This is a genomic window from Bacillus sp. JJ675, assembly GCF_036963165.1.
GTDB lineage: Bacteria > Bacillota > Bacilli > Bacillales > Bacillaceae > Bacillus > Bacillus glycinifermentans.
The window spans coordinates 1-19,617 of sequence record NZ_JBALMR010000048.1; the positions used below are offsets into that span (position 1 = coordinate 1).

Below are 19,617 nucleotides of genomic sequence, written 5' to 3' on the forward strand. Positions count from 1 at the left end.
TGACAGGGTGCAGATCAGTTGAACTTCTGGTTTTTCTTATATAAAATGAAATATAACGCTTACATCGCAAGAGAATGATAGAGAAGGAGGGCTATTCGCGTGAGTGTCGGCATGTTAAAAATGTGGTTTGCCCTGGGATCGATGGGCCTGATGTTCTTAGCGGTGATCGCCATTTACATCAGCAGGTATAAATTTAAAAACCGTTTTTTGAAAATCGCCGCTTCGTTCCTGGCGTATACCTGCATGCTCATATCCGGCGTCATCGTCTTTATCGTTGTCTTCAGCGGCCCTGTCAATGACTAATGCTTAAAAGGAAGATCCATATGAAAAAAATAAACGCATTGCTCGCATTTATATTCACAGCAATATTGTTAAGCGGGTGTTTATACCCTGAAGAAAGAAAGGCGCAAAACAGCGTCCCCTATGAACAGCAGCTGAGCGAGGTGCAGGCGGCGGTAGATGAGTTCAGAAAGGCGACAGGAGGGCTTCTCCCGATTAAAACGAGAGATATGTCAGTTCCAATCTATCAAAAATACCCTATCGATTTTAACAGGCTGTCTCCGCGCTATTTGGCTGAACCGCCGGGCACTTCCTACGAAAACGGAGGGGAATATTTGTATGTTCTCGTAGACGTGGAACACAACCCGACTGTGAAGCTCATAGACGTCAAAATGTCCGAAGCAATCCGCGACCTGAAGCTCCGGGTCGACATGTACAAAGAACAGCACCGGTATCCTCCCTATCAAAAAGTCGTAGCCGAACATTTATTTATGCTTGATTATAAAAAACTGGGGCTGAAGGACGCGCCTTCGGTCACCAGTCCATTAACGGGCACCTCCCTTCCTCTTCTCGTCGATCAAAATGGCGACATCCAAGTGGATTACCGAGTGGATTTAGCCAAACTGATCGAAAAATCAGGGAAGACCGTCAAGCCGGGCGAGGAGATCCAGGACCTGATCTGGAAAGAAAGCCCCTTTGTACCTGCGTTTTCAGTGAAATATACAGTAAATGACAAGAATGAGCCGGTTTTTTTGCAGTAGAATGAATTAGTCATGAACCTTTCTCCATTGCATACAATAAGGAGAAAGGTTTTTTCATGCCTGCCGAAAAAATTTCCCTGAGCTGTCATATTGAAATAGGACAACGTCATACAATGTAGTGTCCTGTTTTTGAATGATGAAGAAGTGAAAAATTGAAAAGGATTGGAAGTCCGGGAGGGGATCACTTGGAAAAGGTCGATATTTTCAAGGATATCGCTGAACGAACAGGAGGCGATATATACTTAGGTGTCGTAGGAGCTGTCCGCACAGGAAAATCTACGTTTATTAAAAAATTTATGGAGCTAGTGGTGCTCCCGAATATCAACAATGAAGCAGACCGGGCGCGCGCGCAAGATGAGCTCCCCCAAAGCGCCGCTGGCAAAACCATCATGACAACAGAACCGAAGTTTGTTCCCAATCAGGCGATGTCAGTTCATGTCAGTGACGGACTCGATGTGAATATAAGACTTGTTGACTGTGTCGGCTACACGGTCCCTGGCGCAAAAGGATATGAAGACGAGAACGGACCGAGGATGATCAACACGCCTTGGTACGAGGAGCCGATTCCGTTCCACGAAGCGGCCGAAATCGGCACGAGAAAAGTAATTCAGGAGCATTCGACAATCGGTGTGGTCATTACGACCGACGGCACCATCGGAGAGATTCCGAGGCAGGATTACATCGAAGCTGAAGAAAGGGTGATCGATGAGCTAAAAGAAGTCGGAAAACCGTTTATCATGGTTATCAATTCGGTCCGCCCGTATCATCCGGAAACCGAAGCGCTCAGACGCGAACTGACGGAAAAGTATGACATCCCCGTCCTTGCGATGAGCGTGGAAAGCATGAGAGAAGCGGATGTTTTAAGCGTTCTGAGAGAAGCCCTTTACGAATTCCCGGTTCTCGAAGTCAATGTCAATCTGCCGAGCTGGGTTATGGTGCTGAAGGAAAATCACTGGCTGCGCGAAAACTATCAGGATTCCGTGAAAGAAACCGTCAAAGATATTAAAAGATTAAGAGACGTCGACCGCGTCGTCGGCCACTTCAGCGAATTCGATTTTATCGAGCGGGCGAGCCTCGCCGGCATTGAGATGGGGCAGGGGATCGCAGAGATCGATTTATACGCTCCGGACTATTTGTACGATGAAATTTTAAGGGAAGTCGTCGGCGTCGAAATCAGGGGGAAAGACCATCTTTTGCAGCTGATGCAGGATTTCGCCCATGCGAAGACGGAATATGACCAGGTGTCCGATGCTTTGAAAATGGTGAAGCAAACCGGCTATGGAATCGCTGCACCGGCATTGACCGACATGAGCCTTGACGAGCCGGAAATCATCAGGCAGGGATCGAGATTCGGAGTAAGGCTCAAAGCGGTAGCGCCTTCGATTCATATGATTAAAGTCGATGTCGAAAGCGAATTCGCGCCGATCATCGGAACGGAGAAGCAAAGCGAAGAGCTCGTCAGGTATTTAATGCAGGACTTTGAAGACGATCCGCTGTCGATCTGGAATTCTGACATTTTCGGAAGAAGCTTGAGCTCCATCGTCAGAGAAGGCATTCAGGCGAAGCTGTCCCTCATGCCGGAAAACGCAAGATACAAGCTGAAGGAGACGCTCGAACGAATCATCAATGAAGGCTCGGGCGGCTTGATTGCGATCATCTTATAAACAGGAAGGCCTCTTATCATACGGGAGGTCTTTTTTTGGCTTGAAAAAGGACGGATAGGCGGCTGGAAATTTAGTCAAGAAAATGATGAAAAAAGGAAAAATAGGAATATTTGTTCGTATGATTGTGCTTAAACCTTGACGAATAAGGGATCATAGCTTTAAAATGCTTGATATGGCTTATCATATGTGTTAATCTACATACAGAAAATCTTCACTTTATTGGACAATCGTTCCTCTGAACGTAAGATTTTCGCCGAAAGCCGTAAATCGCCTTTTCTATATTTATTTGAAATTTCTGTTCAAACAGGTATAGAAACAGGTTGAACTGTGAAGAAATGATGATAATCTATTGATTGATACCTTTTGGGAGGAGGTGAAAGGCATGAACAAGACAGAACTAATCAATGCGGTTGCAGAAGCAAGCGAACTATCTAAAAAAGATGCTACTAAAGCAGTTGATTCTGTTTTTGATACAATTTTAGATGCACTTAAAAACGGTGAAAAAATTCAATTGATCGGTTTTGGTAACTTTGAGGTGCGTGAGCGCTCAGCTCGTAAAGGTCGCAACCCTCAAACTGGTGAAGAAATCGAAATCCCTGCAAGCAAAGTACCTGCTTTCAAACCAGGTAAAGCGCTTAAAGACGCTGTAGCAGGAAAATAATGTATGTATAGGTCGTGTTTTGCGCGTTATACATACCGTATTATTTCTTCACAGGAAAGCCCCTTTTAGAAGGGGCTTTTCATATTTAAAAGCATATTTCAGGCGGTACTCATTTCGGCGGTTAAAGCCTTTCATTTTGCTTTTCTAAGCTGATGTGTGCTAGAATCTGAATTAAATGTATGCGTTTCTGGAGGATATAAACATGAGCGAAATCAACAAAGAAAAGATCGAACAAGCTGTTCGTCAAATATTGGAAGCTATCGGAGAAGATCCAAACCGCGAAGGTCTTCTTGACACCCCGAAACGGGTCGCAAAAATGTACGCGGAAGTGTTCGCAGGCCTGAACGAAGACCCGAAAGAGCATTTCAAAACGGTGTTTGGCGAAGACCATGAAGAGCTTGTTCTCGTCAAAGACATTCCTTTTTATTCAATGTGTGAGCATCACCTCGTCCCTTTTTACGGAAAAGCGCATGTCGCATATATTCCGAAGGGCGGAAAGGTGACGGGCCTCAGCAAGCTGGCGAGAGCCGTCGAAGCGGTTGCCAAGCGTCCGCAGCTGCAGGAACGGATTACGTCGACGATTGCGGACAGCATTGTCGAATCGCTGTCACCGCACGGCGTGATGGTGGTCGTAGAAGCGGAGCATATGTGCATGACGATGCGCGGTGTTAAAAAGCCGGGGTCTAAAACGGTCACTTCAGCTGTAAGAGGAACGTTCAGGGAAGACGTAGCCGCCCGCTCCGAAGTGCTGGAGCTTATTAAGCATCATGATTAAAAATGAAAAGGTGTGCGATGAACATGATCAATAATCAAACGAATGATTTTGTCGTGATAAAAGCCGTCGAGGACGGCGTAAACGTGATCGGTCTGACAAGAGGCACGGATACGAGGTTTCATCATTCCGAAAAACTTGACAAGGGTGAAGTGATGATCTGCCAGTTTACAGAGCATACCTCAGCCATAAAAGTCCGCGGGGAAGCCGTCATTCAATCGGCTTACGGCGAAATGAAGAGCGAATCCAGAAAATAGTTCGGCCGTTATCCGCTCCCGATAGGCATATGCCGTTCATTTTCATCATATTATGATATAATTAAATTTTCTCCGCTTAAAAAAGTTACATAAGCAATCAAGAGAAAAACTGCGAATTTTGGGACAAGGGTGATATCTTTGCAAGACATCTACGGACGTTTATCTCATTTGAAAATCGAGCTGAATAAAAAGCTTTCACATCCTTACTTAGCCAAGCATTTAACCGCTCCAAAGGTTGATGAGGATAAGCTGCTTCTTTTTTATGCTCTGTTTGATGAAACAGATGTAAAAGAGGTTGACAAGGAAAATTACATTTTAACGGCGATGCTTGTTCAAACAGCCCTTGATACCCATGATGAAGTCACGACCGCAGCTTCGATAAAGCAGGACGACTATAAAAACCGTCAGCTGACGGTTTTGGCCGGGGATTATTTCAGCGGGATGTACTATTCCCTCCTTTCGGGTATGAAGGACATTTATATGATCCGGACGCTGGCAGCGGCCATCAAAGAAATCAACGAACACAAAATCAGGCTGTATGATCATTCCGCAAAAGATTTAGCCAGCCTGGAAAAAAGCGTCAGCATTGTGGAAGCTGCACTTTTTCATCATCTTGCCGACCACTTTTATTTGCCTCACTGGAAGACCGCAGCCAATGATTTTCTTGTATATAAGCGGCTTGCCGCCGAAGAAAAAGGGACGGATTCGCGTTTGCTGGAGACGATTTTAAAAGAGGAATTTCCGGAAGATCAGGCTTCATGCGAACAATTGACTGTCGCAGCTTATGAAAAGGCAAAGCTTCAAATCAGCCGGTGCCCCATCAAACGGCCCGACGTTCAAAAATGGCTCTTGGAGCGGCTTGAAGCCATTAAATCCGGAAAACCGGCCTATCATCAGAAAGTGGAAGAAGGGTAACATTCATGGAGCAGTCAAAAGAACAGCGCGTGCACAGCGTTTTTGAAAAAATCTACAAAAACTATGACCGGATGAATTCCGTGATCAGCTTTAGGCAGCATAAAAAATGGCGCGACAAAACGATGCAGATCATGAATGTCCATGAAGGGGCAAAGGCGCTGGATGTGTGCTGCGGAACCGGGGACTGGACGATCGCCCTCGCGGAGGCCGCCGGAAAGTCGGGCGAGGTCAAAGGCCTTGACTTCAGCAAAAATATGCTGACGATTGCAGAGCAAAAGACAGAGAGCTACAGCCAGATCGAATTGATCCACGGCAATGCAATGGAGCTGCCTTTTGCAGACAATACGTTCGACTATGTCACCATCGGATTCGGGCTCCGCAATGTCCCTGACTATTTAACCGTATTAAAAGAGATGACGCGCGTGGTGAAACCCGGAGGCCAGGTTGTGTGCCTTGAAACATCCCAGCCGGAAATGATCGGTTTCAAGCAGCTTTACTATTTATATTTCCGGTTTATCATGCCTGCATTCGGAAAGCTCTTTGCCAAAAGTTTCAAAGAGTATTCCTGGCTGCAGGAATCCGCCAGGGAATTTCCGGGCATGAAAGAGCTTGCCGCTTTATTTGAAAAGGCTGGGTTAGAAAATGTTCAATATCATCCGTTCACAGGCGGTGTAGCAGCTACACATGTCGGTTGGAAGCGATGATGACTACAGGAATACTCGGGTGAATCGATATGAAATTGACAACGTTATATTCTTTTTTGAATGAGGATATTGATTTAATAGAAAAAGAGCTGGAAAAGACCGTACACTCCGACTACCCTTTGCTGAGTGAAGCGAGCCTGCATTTGCTGCAGGCCGGGGGGAAACGGATCAGGCCGGTTTTTGTCCTGCTGAGCGGCATGTTCGGGGAATACGACATCAACAAAATTAAAAATGTCGCAGTTTCATTGGAATTAATGCACATGGCATCGCTCGTCCATGATGATGTCATCGACGATGCCGAACTCAGAAGGGGAAAGCCGACGATTAAGGCAAAATGGGACAATCGAATTGCGATGTATACAGGCGATTATTTATTTGCCCGTTCGCTTGAATCGATGACCAGAATAAACGAGCCGAAAGCCCACGAAATTTTGTCGAAGGCGCTTGTTGAAGTTTGTCTTGGAGAAATCGAACAAATTAAAGATAAATATAATATGGAGCAAAACCTGAGAACGTATTTAAGACGGATTAAGCGGAAAACCGCGCTTTTGATCGCGGCGAGCTGCCAGCTCGGAGCCATCGCCGCCGGAGCGGGTGAACACATTCACAAAACGCTTTACTGGTTTGGCTATTACGTCGGAATGTCGTACCAGATCATCGACGACATCCTCGATTTTACGTCAAGCGAAAAAGAGCTCGGCAAGCCGGTCGGAGGGGATCTGCTGCAGGGGAACGTGACGCTTCCCGTGCTGTATGCGCTGAAATCCCCCGAACTGAAAGCGCGCCTCATGCTGGTCAACAGCGAAACGACGCCTGAACAAATCAAGCCGCTGATCAAGGAGCTGAAAAAAACCGATGCCATTGAACAATCGTTCAAAGTCAGCGAAATGTATTTGAACAAAGCGTTCCGCCTGCTCGAAACGCTTCCGAAAAACCGCGCAAGGACGGCGCTCGGCCAAATTGCGAAATATATCGGAAAGCGAAAATTCTAAACGCCGATCTGAAAAATAAGTAAAAAGTATGAATATTCTCCGCCCTTTATTGATTAATTTTTTGAAAAATGTTATATTTCCGTTGTAGTATTGAAAGCCTATACATAACAGTGGGGTGGAGAATCGATTATGGAAAAAACCTTTGTGATGGTTAAACCCGATGGCGTTCAGCGCCAACTGATCGGCGACATTTTGTCTAGATTTGAACGAAAGGGCTTACAATTGATCGGAGCCAAACTGATGAAAGTCTCAGAAGAGACGGCCGGCGAGCATTATAAAGAGCATAAAGAAAAACGGTTTTTTGGCGAACTTGTCGATTTTATTACGTCAGGCCCTGTCTTTGCAATGGTATGGAAAGGGGAAGACGCAATTGCGATCAGCAGGCAGCTGATCGGCAAAACGAACCCCAAAGAAGCGCTGCCTGGCACAATCCGCGGGGACTACGGCATGAGCGTCGGCAAAAACATCATTCACGGTTCAGATTCTCCTGAAAGTGCAGTGCGTGAAATCGGCTTATTTTTTAAAGAGAATGAACTTATTGAAGAAGAAAAGTTAATCAATCAATGGATCTATTAAAAAATCAGCTGAAAGGCTGATTTTTTTAAATGAAAAACGCCCTTTTCCCCTATGAGGCAGCGGGCGTTTTTTCGTTTAAACGATACAAATTGCCACGAAAACAAGCTATAATGTTACACATATCAGCATGAATCGATTAGGAGAGAAAAATGGACAACTACAACTTCTTCGTTGACAAATGGAAAAAAATAACTGGTGTGGATTTAGCTTTGTACAAAGAGGCACAAATGAAAAGAAGGCTGACGTCTCTTTACGAAAAAAAGGGCTTTGGCGATTTTCGCGAGTTTGCGAACGAACTGGAAAAAAATGATGCGCTTCTTCAAGAAACGCTAGACAGAATGACGATCAATGTTTCTGAATTTTACAGAAACTATCAAAGGTGGGACGTACTCGAGAAAACGATTCTCCCTCTGCTCAAGCCGGCCAAAACGCTGAAGGTCTGGAGCGCGGCCTGTTCAACCGGGGAAGAGCCCTATACGCTGTCAATGATCTTAAGCCGCCAAAAACATCTGGCAAACTATGAAATTATCGCGACAGATATCGATGATAAAGTGTTGGCAAAAGCAAAGGAAGGCATTTATCAGGAAAGGTCGCTTCAGGAAGTGCCAAAAGCGATGAAAGATCAATATTTTATTCAAAACGGCACCCGCTATACCGTAAAAGACGAAATACGGAAAAACATCCGCTTTCAAAAACACAATCTACTCGCCGATTCGTATGAAAAAGATTTTGATATCATCGTATGCCGGAACGTGCTGATCTATTTTACAGAGGAGGCGAAGGAGACAATCTACCGCAAATTCAGCGAAAGCTTAAAGAAGAAAGGAGTTTTGTTCGTTGGAAGCACAGAGCAGATCTTTAATCCCGAGAAATACGGCTTTCAATCGACAGATACGTTCTTCTATCAAAAAAGTTAGCTGACTTTTTACGAAAAGGTATGTTATAGTTTTACTTAAAAGCGTTAATGTGATGAAGGGAGAACGAAAGCATGAGGTATTTAACAGCCGGAGAATCTCACGGCCCGCAGCTTACGACGATTATTGAAGGGGTGCCCGCAGGGCTTTATATCACAAAAGAAGATATTAATAATGAACTCGGAAGGCGGCAAAAAGGGCACGGCCGCGGACGCAGAATGCAAATCGAAAAAGACCAGGCCCGCATTACTAGCGGAGTAAGGCACGGCCGTACGCTTGGATCTCCGATCGCCCTTGTTGTGGAAAACAAGGACTGGACCCACTGGACGAAAATCATGGGCTCAGAGCCGATTTCAGAGGAAGAAGAAAGCGAAATGAAGCGTCAGATTTCAAGGCCGAGACCGGGTCACGCCGATTTGAACGGCGCGATTAAATACGGCCACAGGGACATGCGCAATGTGCTTGAGCGTTCTTCTGCCAGGGAAACGACCGTCCGGGTGGCGGCCGGAGCCGTCGCGAAAAAGATTTTGTCGCAGCTTGGCATTCAAGTGGCCGGTCACGTTCTGGAAATTGGCGGAATAAAGGCTGAAAAGACCAATTACAAATCAATCGAAGACTTGAAAAAAGTGACGGAGGAGTCTCCTGTCAGATGCTATGACGATGAGGCAGGCACAAAAATGATGGCCGCGATCGATGAAGCGAAAGCTAACGGAGATTCCATCGGCGGAATCGTCGAAGTCATCGTCGAAGGGGTTCCGGTCGGAGTCGGCAGCTATGTTCATTACGACCGCAAGCTTGACAGCAAGCTGGCAGCTGCCGTTTTGAGCATCAATGCTTTTAAAGGCGTCGAATTCGGCATCGGCTTTGAAGCTGCCAGAAAGAACGGAAGCGAAGTCCATGACGAAATCATTTGGGATGAAGAAAAAGGGTATACGCGCGCAACGAACCGCCTCGGCGGTCTTGAAGGCGGAATGACGACGGGGATGCCGATTGTCGTCAGAGGCGTCATGAAGCCGATTCCGACGTTATACAAGCCGCTGAAAAGCGTCGATATTGAAACGAAAGAGCCGTTCAGCGCCAGCATCGAACGTTCTGACTCATGCGCCGTTCCGGCTGCGAGCGTCGTGGCGGAAGCAGTCGTCGCCTGGGAAATCGCCAATGCAATCGTCGAGCAATTTGGAGTCGACCAAATGGACTGCATCGCTGAGAACGTTGAAAAGATGAGAAAGCTTGCGAGGGAGTTTTAATGAAAACATTGCAAATCGAAACCGCTTCTCTGTCTTACCCGGTTTTTATCGGAGGAGGCATCAGGAAACACGCGGATGAGCTTCTGTCATCCTTAAACCTTCCGATGACAAAGCTTTTTCTGATTACCGACGAAGAAGTTGATAAACGGTATGGAGAAGAGCTGTTCCGCCTTCTCCAAAGCAAATGGCCCGTCAAAAAGGTTGCCGTTCCGAGCGGAGAGCAAGCCAAGTCGATTGACATGTTCATGAAGCTGCAGACCGAAGCGATCGAGTTTCATCTTGACCGTTCTTCCTGCATTCTCGCCCTTGGCGGAGGCGTCGTCGGCGATCTTGCGGGTTTTGTGGCATCGACTTTTATGCGGGGCATCGACTATGTTCAGTTTCCGACGACTCTGCTTTCCCACGACAGCGCAGTCGGCGGAAAGGTCGCGATCAACCACCCGCTCGGCAAAAATTTAATCGGCTCTTTTCATCAGCCTAAAGCGGTCATTTACGATACGGAATGCCTTCGGACCCTGCCTGAAAAGGAAATGAGGTCAGGGCTCGCAGAAGTCATTAAACACGCCTTTATCCATGATGAAGCGTTTTTAAACGATCTTCTCGACATCAACTCGATAGAAGAGATCACAAATGAACAGCTGAATGACATGGTGTATAAAGGCATTTCGATTAAAGCGGCAATCGTCTCAAACGACGAACGGGAGCAGGGGATCAGAGCGTTTTTAAACTTTGGGCACACGCTGGGCCATGCCGTTGAAGCCGAGTACGGCTATGGAGAGATCACCCATGGCGACGCTGTTGCGCTTGGGATGCAGTTTGCCTTGTTTGTCAGCGAAAACGTTCTGAATTGCCCTATTGACCGCAAGCGGATGGCGAGATGGCTGAAAAATCTGGGCTATCCCGGGCAGTTGAAACATGACATTTCAACAGAAGCGCTCATCAGCCGGATGATGAACGATAAAAAAACGCGCGGCGGAATCATCCAGTTCGTCCTGCTTGACCGGATAGGCAGCGTACGCCTGCACTCCTTTCAAGCAGAAGAGATCGAACGATGGCTGAATATGTGGAGATTGGAGGGAGACGAATGATGATTCGCGGTATTCGGGGAGCAACTACAGTGGAACAGGACACAGATAAGGATATTACAGCGAAGACGACACAGCTGATCGGGAAAATGATTACAGAAAACGATATCAAACCCGAGCAGGTGGTCCAAATCCTCATATCCGCCACTTCAGATATTCATGCCGCTTTTCCTGCAAAAGTCGTCAGAACGTTTGACGGCTGGCAGCATGTGCCGGTTATGTGCATGCAGGAAATGGACGTTGAACACGGCCTTAAGAAATGCATCAGGATCATGATGACCGTGCAGACCGAAAAGCGGCAAGATGAAGTCCGCCACATATATTTGGAAAATGCCGTCTCGTTGAGGCCTGATTTATCATTGACAAAAAAGACTGAATTGTAATACAATTGTAGAAACCTTAGAAATACACAGGAGTGTGTATATGGGTTTTACTATGAGAGCTTAGTTTGAGATTAGGGTAGTTGAGAATGAGTGTAGATGAGCCGAGACCATACGTTTTTAAATCCTACCCAAAAGACGTTTGTTCTTTTGGGTTTGTTTATTTTCCGCAACATATTTTTGCCTCTCTGTGCCTACCTCATTCTCCTCTTGAAAAGGAGTGAGAACTTTGAGTATTCAAAACGATTTTTCCGCTTTCATGAAAGATGCTGTGCGTTTTAAAACCATTCCTATTATCGAAAGTTTTTCCGTCGATACGCTGACGCCCATTCAAATGGTTGAAAAGCTGAAAGACGACATTGTCTATTTGCTCGAAAGCGAGGACGAATCATCCTCATGGTCCAGATATTCCTTCATCGGACTCGATCCGTTTTTGACCATCAAAGAGGAAAACGGCAGGTTCCACGCTGCGGATAGCGAAATGAAGAAGCTTTATACGGCGCCAGAGCTGAAGGAAGTGCTTGTATGGATGTCGGATACATGCGCAATTAAGGCGCCGAAGCTTGATATTCCGTTTTCAGGGGGAGCCGTTGGATATTTAAGCTATGATGTAATGCCGCTTATTGAGCCGGCCATCGCCGGACATCAACGGGTAACGGACATGGCCAAATGCCAGCTGTTCGTCTGCCGGACGATGATCGCCTACGACCACGAACTCAAAAAACTCCACTTTATTCATTACGTCACGCTGAACGGCGGAGAATCGGAGAACGAAAAAGCGGAAGCCTATCATGCCGCCAAAGAAGATTTGAAAGAGCTAATACGCAGGCTGAAGGACCGTAAAGCGGCGAAGGAGCTTTTTCTCCCGCAGGAACGGCACGGCGCACCAAGCTTTGACCATGTCCGGTCAACGTACGAGAAGCAGCAATTCATGCGCGATGTTGAACGCCTGAAAGAATACATTAAAGCGGGTGATATCTTTCAGGGAGTTCTTTCCCAAAGGTTTGATATACCTGTGAAAGTCGGTTCCTTTGAATTATACAGGGTGCTGAGGCTGATCAATCCATCGCCTTACATGTACTATATTAAGCTGCCTGACCGCGAGCTTGTCGGAAGCTCGCCGGAACGTCTGATCCATGTGCAGAACGGACACCTTGAAATTCATCCGATTGCCGGGACGAGAAAAAGGGGAATTGACAAGGCTGAAGATGAACGACTCGAAAAAGAGCTTCTGGCTGACGAAAAGGAAAAGGCGGAGCACTATATGCTTGTCGATTTGGCGAGAAACGACATCGGCAGGGTGGCCGAATACGGGTCCGTAAACGTGCCGGAGTTTACAAAGATCGTGTCGTTTTCACACGTGATGCATATTATTTCAGTCGTGACCGGCACTTTAAAAGCAGGCGTTCACCCGGTCGATGCTTTGATGAGCGCCTTTCCGGCCGGCACTTTGACGGGGGCTCCCAAAATCAGGGCGATGCAGCTTTTGAATGAGATTGAGCCTGAACCGCGGGAAACGTACGGGGGCTGCATCGCTTACATCGGGTTTGACGGGAATATCGATTCCTGCATTACGATCCGGACGATGAGCGTCAAGGACGGCGTTGCATCGATTCAAGCCGGCGCCGGAATCGTGGCCGACTCCGCGCCTGAAATGGAATGGGAAGAGACGTGCAATAAAGCGGGGGCGCTGCTGAAAACGATCCAAATCGCTGAAGACGTGTTTTGTGAAAAGGAGGAGGACGGTCATGAACGCACTGCTGAAATCATGCGTTAACGGGGAGACGCTGAGCGAAGCCGAGGCGAACGAAATCATGCATTTGATGATGACCGGCTCCATGAGCGCTGCTGAAATCGGCGGGTTTCTCTCCGTTCTTGCTTACCGGGGAGAAACGGTTGATGAGGTGACCGGCTTTGTCAGAGCGATGCGGGAGAAGGCTTTGGCAATAGACGGCCCGGAAGATGTCGTCGATACGTGCGGTACGGGGGGAGACGGCGTTTCCACGTTCAATATTTCGACGGCGGCCGCCATCATCGCTTCATCGGCCGGTGCCAAAATCGCCAAGCATGGCAACCGCTCGGTGTCCTCCAAAAGCGGAAGTGCAGACGTTCTCGAATATCTCGGGATATCGATCCAGACGACGCCTGAGGAAACAAAACGGAGCATTGAACGTCGGAATATGGGCTTTTTATACGCGCCGGCCTATCATTCTTCAATGAAGCATGTTGCGGGCGTTAGAAAAGACCTCGCGTTTCGAACCGTATTTAATCTGCTCGGTCCGCTCAGCAATCCGATGAAAGCCAAACGCCAGGTGATCGGCGTATACTCCATCGAAAAGGCGAGGCTGATGGCTGGAGCATTGGAAGCCTTTGAACCGGAGCATGTTTTATTTGTGTCAAGCCGCGACGGACTCGACGAGCTGTCGATCACATCACCGACAGACGTCATCGAACTGAAAGGCGGAAAACGGTTTGAATATACTGTTGAGCCGGCTGACGCCGGACTGCCGCTTGGCAGGCTCAGCGACATTCAGGTGGGTACCCCTGAGGAAAGCGGCCGCCTCATCTTAGACATTTTGCAAAACAACAGTTCTGAATCCGCGCTTCACATCGCCGCTTTGAATGCAGGCGCCGCATTGTATGTCGCGGGTCAGGCCGGCGGGCTGAAAGAAGGCGTTTCAGCCGCGCTGGAGACGATTAAAAGCGGCAAAGCGCTCAAACAGCTGAAACGATTAAAACAGAAAGAGGAAGAGATGTATGCTGAATCGAATCATTGAAAAAAAGCGGGAATACGTGTCGAAGATGGTGCTGCCGGAAGATGTAAAGCTCGTGAAGCGCTCATTTAAGAAGGCCCTTCTGTCGCCGAATCGCTTTGTGGCTTTGATTGCCGAGGTGAAAAAAGCCTCCCCGTCAAAAGGGGTGATAAAAGCCGATTTTCAGCCTGAAGAAATCGCAAAAGCGTACGAACGGGCAAACGCAGATTGTTTGTCCGTCCTGACAGATGAACCGTTTTTTCAAGGCAAAAATGAATATTTGTCATCGATCAAACGCGAAGTATCGATTCCCGTGCTGCGGAAGGATTTCATCATCGACTCCTTACAGGTCGAAGAATCGAACCGCATCGGAGCGGATGCGATCCTTTTGATCGGCGAGGCGCTCGAGCCGCAAAAGCTTTACGAACTGTATACAGAAGCCGCCGAAAAAGGCATGGATGCACTCGTTGAGGTTCATGAAGAAAAAACGCTGGAAGGGATCTTGAACATTTTTACGCCGGAGATTATCGGTGTGAACAATAGAAATCTGAAAACCTTTGAAACTTCCGTCAGCCAGACGGAGCGGATTGCACGAATGATTCCTGACGGCACCGTTCTTGTCAGCGAGAGCGGGATCGGCAAAAAAGAAGACTTGTGTTTTGTGAAAAAGTGCGGAGCACGGGCCGTCCTCGTCGGGGAATCGTTAATGAGGGAAGCGTCGCAGCAAAAAGCCATTCATGCGCTGTTTGGAGAAACGGGTGATGAATAAACCAAGCTTGAAATATTGCGGGATTCATTCTTTCGAAGATTTGAAGGCGACGGCCGGCTCAAAAGCGGACTACCTCGGATTTATTTTCGCCGAAAGCAGGCGGGCGGTTGACCCTTCTGATGTGAAAAGCTGGTGCAGGCAGATCGGACCTTTGGCGAAAAAGCTTGTCGGCGTTTTTGTCAACGAAGATACCGGCCGCATCATTGAGATTGCCGGAGACGTACCTTTAGACGTAATCCAGCTTCACGGCGACGAAACGATAGAAGACATCATACGGCTGAAAACGATGACGGACTGTGAGGTTTGGAAGGCGTTTCACCACGGAAGCGGAACCGTTGAAAAACTGAAAGCATTCATCCCGTATGCAGACGGGTTTGTGATCGACTCTTCTGTAAAAGGGATGAGGGGAGGAACAGGCATTTCGTTTTCATGGGAAAGCGTGCCGATGTACATTGAAGCTGCGGCCAAAGATGGAAAGCGGTTGTTTATCGCGGGAGGCGTCAATCCGGACAGCATAGGAGCGCTTTTGGATCAGAAGCCTCCGGGAATCGATCTGGCAAGCGGAATCGAAGAAAAAGGTCAAAAAAGCGAGAAGCTGATCAACCTTCTAGAAGAAAGGATGTTCAATCATGTATTCATATCCGAATGAACAAGGCAGATTTGGCGACTTTGGAGGGAAATTCGTCCCGGAGACATTGATGCAGCCGTTGGAGGAAATCGAAAAAGCGTTTCTGGGTCTAAAGAATGACCCTGCATTTCAAGAGGAATATAAAAAACTGTTAGTTGAATATTCAGGACGACCGACCGCCCTCACGTTAGCCGATCAGCTGACAAAGCAGTTGGGCGGAGCAAAAATTTATTTAAAGCGTGAAGATTTAAACCATACAGGCGCACATAAAATCAACAACGCTCTCGGTCAGGCGCTGCTTGCTGCGAAAATGGGCAAAACAAAGCTCATCGCCGAAACAGGCGCAGGCCAGCACGGTGTCGCTGCGGCGACCGTCGCTGCAAAGTTCGGCATGTCATGCATTGTTTTTATGGGTGAGGAAGATGTTGCAAGGCAGTCGTTGAACGTTTTTCGGATGAAGCTTTTAGGGGCTGAAGTCGTGCCGGTCTCCAGCGGAAACGGAACATTGAAAGACGCGACAAACGAGGCGATCCGATACTGGGTTCAGTACTGCCGGGATCATTTCTACATGATCGGGTCGGTTGTCGGACCGCATCCATACCCTTATATCGTCCGGGAGTTTCAGCGAATCATCGGCGATGAGGCGAAAGCGCAGTTTTACGAAGCCGAACAAAAGCTTCCGGACAAGGTCATTGCCTGTGTCGGAGGGGGCAGCAATGCGATCGGGATGTTCAGTTCATTCATCGAAGAACCCGTTGAGCTGATCGGCGTTGAGGCTGCGGGAAAAGGCACCGAAACCCCGCTTCACGCGGCAACCATCACAAAAGGAACGAAAGGCGTCATCCACGGTTCTTTGACGTATTTGCTGCAAGATGAGTACGGGCAGATCATCGAGCCGTATTCCATTTCCGCCGGTCTCGATTATCCCGGAGTCGGGCCTGAACACGCCCATCTCCACCAGATCGGCCGCGTCCGGTACGAATCGGTGACAGACGGTGAAGCCGTAGCGGCTTTAAAACGTCTTGCGGAGACAGAAGGGATTTTACCTGCGATTGAATCGGCCCATGCGTTGGCGAAAGCGTTTGACATTGCAAAACACATGAAACAAGAGGAAAGCATTCTGGTATGCCTTTCAGGCAGGGGAGACAAAGATGTCCATACCTTGATGAAGGTGATGGAAGAAGAGGTGAATGAAGATGTTCAATCTGAAAAAGTCCGATAAGCTGTTTGTCCCATTTATTACAGCGGGCGACCCGCTGCCGGAGGTAACGGTCGAACTGGCAAAATCCCTTCAGGCGGCGGGCGCCTCGGCTCTTGAACTCGGCGTACCGTACTCTGATCCGCTGGCTGACGGCCCCGTGATTCAGAGGGCCTCAAAACGGGCGCTAGACAATAACATGAACATCGTTGAAGCGATCAGGCTTGGCGGAAAAATGAAAAAAAACGGCGTGGATATCCCGATAATTCTCTTTACGTATTACAATCCTGTGTTACAATTAGATACAGATCACTTTTTCGCTTTACTGCGACAAAATGAAATTGACGGACTTCTCGTTCCGGATCTTCCTTTTGAAGAAAGCGTGTATTTGCAGCAGCAATGCAAAAAGCAGGGAATCACGTATATTTCTCTTGTTGCACCGACAAGCGAAAGCCGGATCCAAAAAATTACACAGCAGGCGGAAGGGTTTGTGTATTGCGTATCTTCGCTCGGCGTTACGGGTGTTCGCGATGGATTCGATGATTCTGTTTCTTCATTTGTCCGGTCTGTAAAAGGGATGAGTTCCGTTCCTGTTGCTGTCGGCTTCGGGATTTCCGGCTCCGAACAAGTGGAGCTGATGAATGAACTGGCGGACGGCGTTGTCGTAGGAAGCGCTCTTGTCAGAAAGATCGAGGAGCTGAAAGACGATCTCATAAGTCCGGAGACAAGAGAGCAAGCCTTGCAAACATTTGAAGAATACGCTAAAACATTCAGCGTATCGTACATGGTTAAATGAGGTGACAGAATTTTGCAAATCAAAGAACAGTTAAAACAGTTAAAACCTTATCAGCCAGGCAAGCCGATTGAAGAGGTCAAAAAGGAATACAATCTCGATCAAGTCGTAAAGCTTGCTTCAAACGAAAATCCGTTCGGCTGTTCAGAAGCGGCCAAAGATGCTCTCCAGACTGAGGTTCAGCAAATGGCCCTTTATCCCGACGGCTACAGTGCGGCCTTGCGGACAAAGCTTGCAGGGCACCTTGGCGTAAGCGAGACAAACATCATCTTAGGAAACGGCACGGATGAAGTCATTCAAATCCTTTCCCGTTCTTTGTTGGACGCCGGCACAAACACGGTGATGGCGAACCCGACGTTTTCCCAATACAAGCACAATGCCGTTATCGAAGGTGCCCAAGTGCGGGAGGTGGACCTGCTTGAAGACGGCTGCCATGATCTCGATGCCATGCTTGAGGCGATCGATGACAAGACGAAAATCGTCTGGGTTTGCAGTCCGAATAACCCGACAGGAACATACGAACCGGAGCAGAAACTGATCGGTTTTCTTGAGAAGGTTCCTGAGCACGCCCTCGTCGTTGTCGATGAAGCTTACTATGAATATGTAACCGCGGAAGACTATCCTGAAACGATCCCGCTTTTGACGCGCTTCCCGAACCTGATGATCCTCAGAACGTTTTCAAAAGCGTACGGCCTGGCCGCCTTAAGGGTCGGCTACGGTATCGCTTCAGAAGAGCTGGTACGCTCCATCGAGCCGGCGAGACAGCCGTTTAACACGAACCGGCTCGGCCAGGCTGCCGCACTTGCCGCGCTTGGCGATCAGGCGTTTATCGAAGAATGCGTCAGAAAAAACAGAGAAGGGCTTAAGCAGTACTACGATTTCTGTAATGAGCACGGGCTCGATTATTATCCTTCCCAGACCAACTTTGTGCTGATCGATCTGAAACGGGATGCAGACGAACTGTTTCAGGCATTGCTCGAAAAGGGCTATATCACGAGATCGGGAAATGCGCTCGGTTTTCCGGGGCATTTAAGAGTCTCCGTCGGCACAAAAGAGCAGAACGAAGGGTTTTTGAAAACATTGGCCGGTATATTGTAAGGGGTGATGCTGCATCACCTCTTTAGTCTATTGAACCAGGTGATAAAGATGACTCAACCGAATGAAACGATATTATTGGCCGGATTAGGCTTGATCGGCGGTTCCATTGCGCTCGCCATCAAAAAAGAGCATCCCGGAAAACGAATCATCGGGTTTGATGTGTCCAGAGAGCAGGTGAATGCTGCACAGAAGCTCGGCGTGATTGACGAGCCTGCTGCTTCGTTTTCGGAAGGCATTCAAAAAGCGTCGACGGTCTTTTTGGCGGCTCCTGTAGAGCAGACGCTTCATATGCTTGACGAGCTGGCCGCATCCGGCATGAAGAAAAAACTGTTAATAACCGACGTGGGCAGCACAAAACAAAAGGTTGTCGCCCACGCGGAAAACGTGCTGCCGAAAGAGTATGAATTTATCGGCGGACATCCGATGGCAGGCTCTCACAAATCAGGCGTGGCAGCCGCCAAAGAGCTATTATTCGAAAATGCATTCTATATTTTGACCCCGGCCCGTTCCGCTAAAAAAGAATCGGTCTGCTCTTTGAAAGAACTTCTGAAAGGGACGAATGCAAAGTTTGTGGAAATGTCTCCCGAGGAGCATGATGCCGTCACAAGCGTGATCAGCCATTTTCCCCACATCGTGGCAGCCAGCCTCGTGCACCAGACGGTTAAATTTGAGGACCAGTATCCGCTCGTCAAGCGATTTGCCGCTGGAGGATTCCGCGATATAACGAGGATTGCTTCAAGCAGTCCGGCGATGTGGCGGGATATTCTTTTGCACAATAAAGATAAAATTTTAGAACGGTTTGACGAATGGAAACTTGAGCTGGACAGGATCCGGACTTTTGTTGAAAATGAAGATGCAGACGGGCTGTTTGAATTTTTTCGGCAGGCAAAGGAATACCGCGATGGCCTTCCTTTACGGCAGAAAGGCGCGATTCCTTCTTTTTACGATCTTTATGTCGATGTCCCTGACCATCCGGGGGTCATCTCTGAAATTACGGCGATTCTCGCCGACGAGCAAATCAGCATCACGAACATCCGGATTATCGAAACGCGGGAAGAGATAAACGGTGTTCTCAGAATCAGTTTTCAATCTGACCAAGATCGCAAACGCGCTGAAAAATGCATTCAAACCCGCGCGAAATATGAGACATTTTACGCTGATTGAGGTGGAA

General features: G+C 47.9%; 22 protein-coding genes. All 22 read left to right on the plus strand.

Going from position 1 to position 19,617, the window contains the following annotated elements:
• Positions 1–111 precede the first annotated feature (111 nt).
• The gene (locus tag V7126_RS13285; RefSeq protein WP_202049443.1) at positions 112–303 is read left to right on the plus strand and encodes a DUF2768 domain-containing protein; all 192 of its coding nucleotides are present in this window, start codon (positions 112–114) and stop codon (positions 301–303) included.
• 20 nt (positions 304–323) lie between these two features.
• Positions 324–1,040 carry a hypothetical protein gene (locus V7126_RS13290; RefSeq protein ID WP_046129868.1) on the plus strand — a complete coding sequence of 239 codons (717 nt, stop codon included), beginning with the start codon at positions 324–326 and terminating at the stop codon, positions 1,038–1,040.
• Positions 1,041–1,225: 185 nt separating this feature from the next.
• The gene (gene spoIVA / locus V7126_RS13295; protein WP_046129869.1) at positions 1,226–2,704 is read left to right on the plus strand and encodes a stage IV sporulation protein A; all 1,479 of its coding nucleotides are present in this window, start codon (positions 1,226–1,228) and stop codon (positions 2,702–2,704) included.
• Positions 2,705–3,086: 382 nt separating this feature from the next.
• Complete coding sequence (hbs, locus tag V7126_RS13300) at positions 3,087–3,365, plus strand: non-specific DNA-binding protein Hbs (protein ID WP_003183006.1); 279 nt, start codon at positions 3,087–3,089, stop codon at positions 3,363–3,365.
• Between the two features lie 202 nt (positions 3,366–3,567).
• Positions 3,568–4,140 carry a GTP cyclohydrolase I FolE gene (folE, locus tag V7126_RS13305; RefSeq protein ID WP_046129870.1) on the plus strand — a complete coding sequence of 191 codons (573 nt, stop codon included), beginning with the start codon at positions 3,568–3,570 and terminating at the stop codon, positions 4,138–4,140.
• A gap of 23 nt (positions 4,141–4,163) precedes the next feature.
• On the plus strand, positions 4,164–4,394 hold the full coding sequence (gene mtrB / locus V7126_RS13310) for a trp RNA-binding attenuation protein MtrB (RefSeq protein WP_046129871.1): 231 nt from the start codon (positions 4,164–4,166) through the stop codon (positions 4,392–4,394).
• A gap of 138 nt (positions 4,395–4,532) precedes the next feature.
• Positions 4,533–5,309: a heptaprenyl diphosphate synthase component 1 gene (locus V7126_RS13315; RefSeq protein ID WP_175077190.1), complete on the plus strand. Its 777-nt coding sequence runs from the start codon at positions 4,533–4,535 to the stop codon at positions 5,307–5,309.
• 5 nt (positions 5,310–5,314) lie between these two features.
• A complete protein-coding gene (locus V7126_RS13320) occupies positions 5,315–6,013 on the plus strand; it encodes a demethylmenaquinone methyltransferase (protein WP_046129873.1) in 699 nt (232 codons plus the stop codon).
• 29 nt (positions 6,014–6,042) lie between these two features.
• Positions 6,043–7,005: a heptaprenyl diphosphate synthase component II gene (gene hepT / locus V7126_RS13325; protein WP_046129874.1), complete on the plus strand. Its 963-nt coding sequence runs from the start codon at positions 6,043–6,045 to the stop codon at positions 7,003–7,005.
• A gap of 126 nt (positions 7,006–7,131) precedes the next feature.
• A complete protein-coding gene (gene ndk, locus V7126_RS13330) occupies positions 7,132–7,581 on the plus strand; it encodes a nucleoside-diphosphate kinase (RefSeq protein ID WP_175077222.1) in 450 nt (149 codons plus the stop codon).
• Positions 7,582–7,730: 149 nt separating this feature from the next.
• Positions 7,731–8,498, plus strand: a complete 768-nt coding sequence (locus tag V7126_RS13335; protein WP_175077191.1) for a CheR family methyltransferase — start codon at positions 7,731–7,733, stop codon at positions 8,496–8,498.
• 71 nt (positions 8,499–8,569) lie between these two features.
• Positions 8,570–9,742, plus strand: coding sequence for a chorismate synthase (aroC, locus tag V7126_RS13340; protein ID WP_175077192.1), 1,173 nt, complete (start codon positions 8,570–8,572; stop codon positions 9,740–9,742).
• Positions 9,742–10,830: a 3-dehydroquinate synthase gene (gene aroB, locus V7126_RS13345; protein WP_046129878.1), complete on the plus strand. Its 1,089-nt coding sequence runs from the start codon at positions 9,742–9,744 to the stop codon at positions 10,828–10,830. Before aroC ends, aroB begins: the two co-directional genes overlap by 1 nt.
• A complete protein-coding gene (gene aroH, locus V7126_RS13350) occupies positions 10,827–11,210 on the plus strand; it encodes a chorismate mutase (RefSeq protein ID WP_046129879.1) in 384 nt (127 codons plus the stop codon). The genes aroB and aroH overlap by 4 nt, the downstream gene beginning before the upstream one ends.
• 226 nt (positions 11,211–11,436) lie before the next feature.
• A complete protein-coding gene (trpE, locus tag V7126_RS13355) occupies positions 11,437–12,984 on the plus strand; it encodes an anthranilate synthase component I (protein WP_175077193.1) in 1,548 nt (515 codons plus the stop codon).
• Positions 12,956–13,984, plus strand: coding sequence for an anthranilate phosphoribosyltransferase (trpD, locus tag V7126_RS13360; RefSeq protein WP_175077194.1), 1,029 nt, complete (start codon positions 12,956–12,958; stop codon positions 13,982–13,984). The genes trpE and trpD overlap by 29 nt, the downstream gene beginning before the upstream one ends.
• Entirely contained in the window at positions 13,965–14,729 is a 765-nt protein-coding gene (gene trpC, locus V7126_RS13365; RefSeq protein ID WP_175077195.1) for an indole-3-glycerol phosphate synthase TrpC, read from the plus strand. Before trpD ends, trpC begins: the two co-directional genes overlap by 20 nt.
• Entirely contained in the window at positions 14,722–15,378 is a 657-nt protein-coding gene (locus V7126_RS13370) for a phosphoribosylanthranilate isomerase (protein WP_175077196.1), read from the plus strand. The genes trpC and V7126_RS13370 overlap by 8 nt, the downstream gene beginning before the upstream one ends.
• A complete protein-coding gene (gene trpB, locus V7126_RS13375; RefSeq protein ID WP_216898554.1) occupies positions 15,359–16,579 on the plus strand; it encodes a tryptophan synthase subunit beta in 1,221 nt (406 codons plus the stop codon). The genes V7126_RS13370 and trpB overlap by 20 nt, the downstream gene beginning before the upstream one ends.
• On the plus strand, positions 16,554–17,351 hold the full coding sequence (gene trpA / locus V7126_RS13380; protein WP_216898556.1) for a tryptophan synthase subunit alpha: 798 nt from the start codon (positions 16,554–16,556) through the stop codon (positions 17,349–17,351). Before trpB ends, trpA begins: the two co-directional genes overlap by 26 nt.
• A 12-nt stretch (positions 17,352–17,363) precedes the next feature.
• Positions 17,364–18,446, plus strand: coding sequence for a histidinol-phosphate transaminase (gene hisC, locus V7126_RS13385; RefSeq protein ID WP_175077199.1), 1,083 nt, complete (start codon positions 17,364–17,366; stop codon positions 18,444–18,446).
• A 48-nt stretch (positions 18,447–18,494) separates the two neighbouring features.
• Positions 18,495–19,610, plus strand: coding sequence for a prephenate dehydrogenase (locus V7126_RS13390; protein ID WP_046129887.1), 1,116 nt, complete (start codon positions 18,495–18,497; stop codon positions 19,608–19,610).
• Positions 19,611–19,617: the final 7 nt, after the last annotated feature.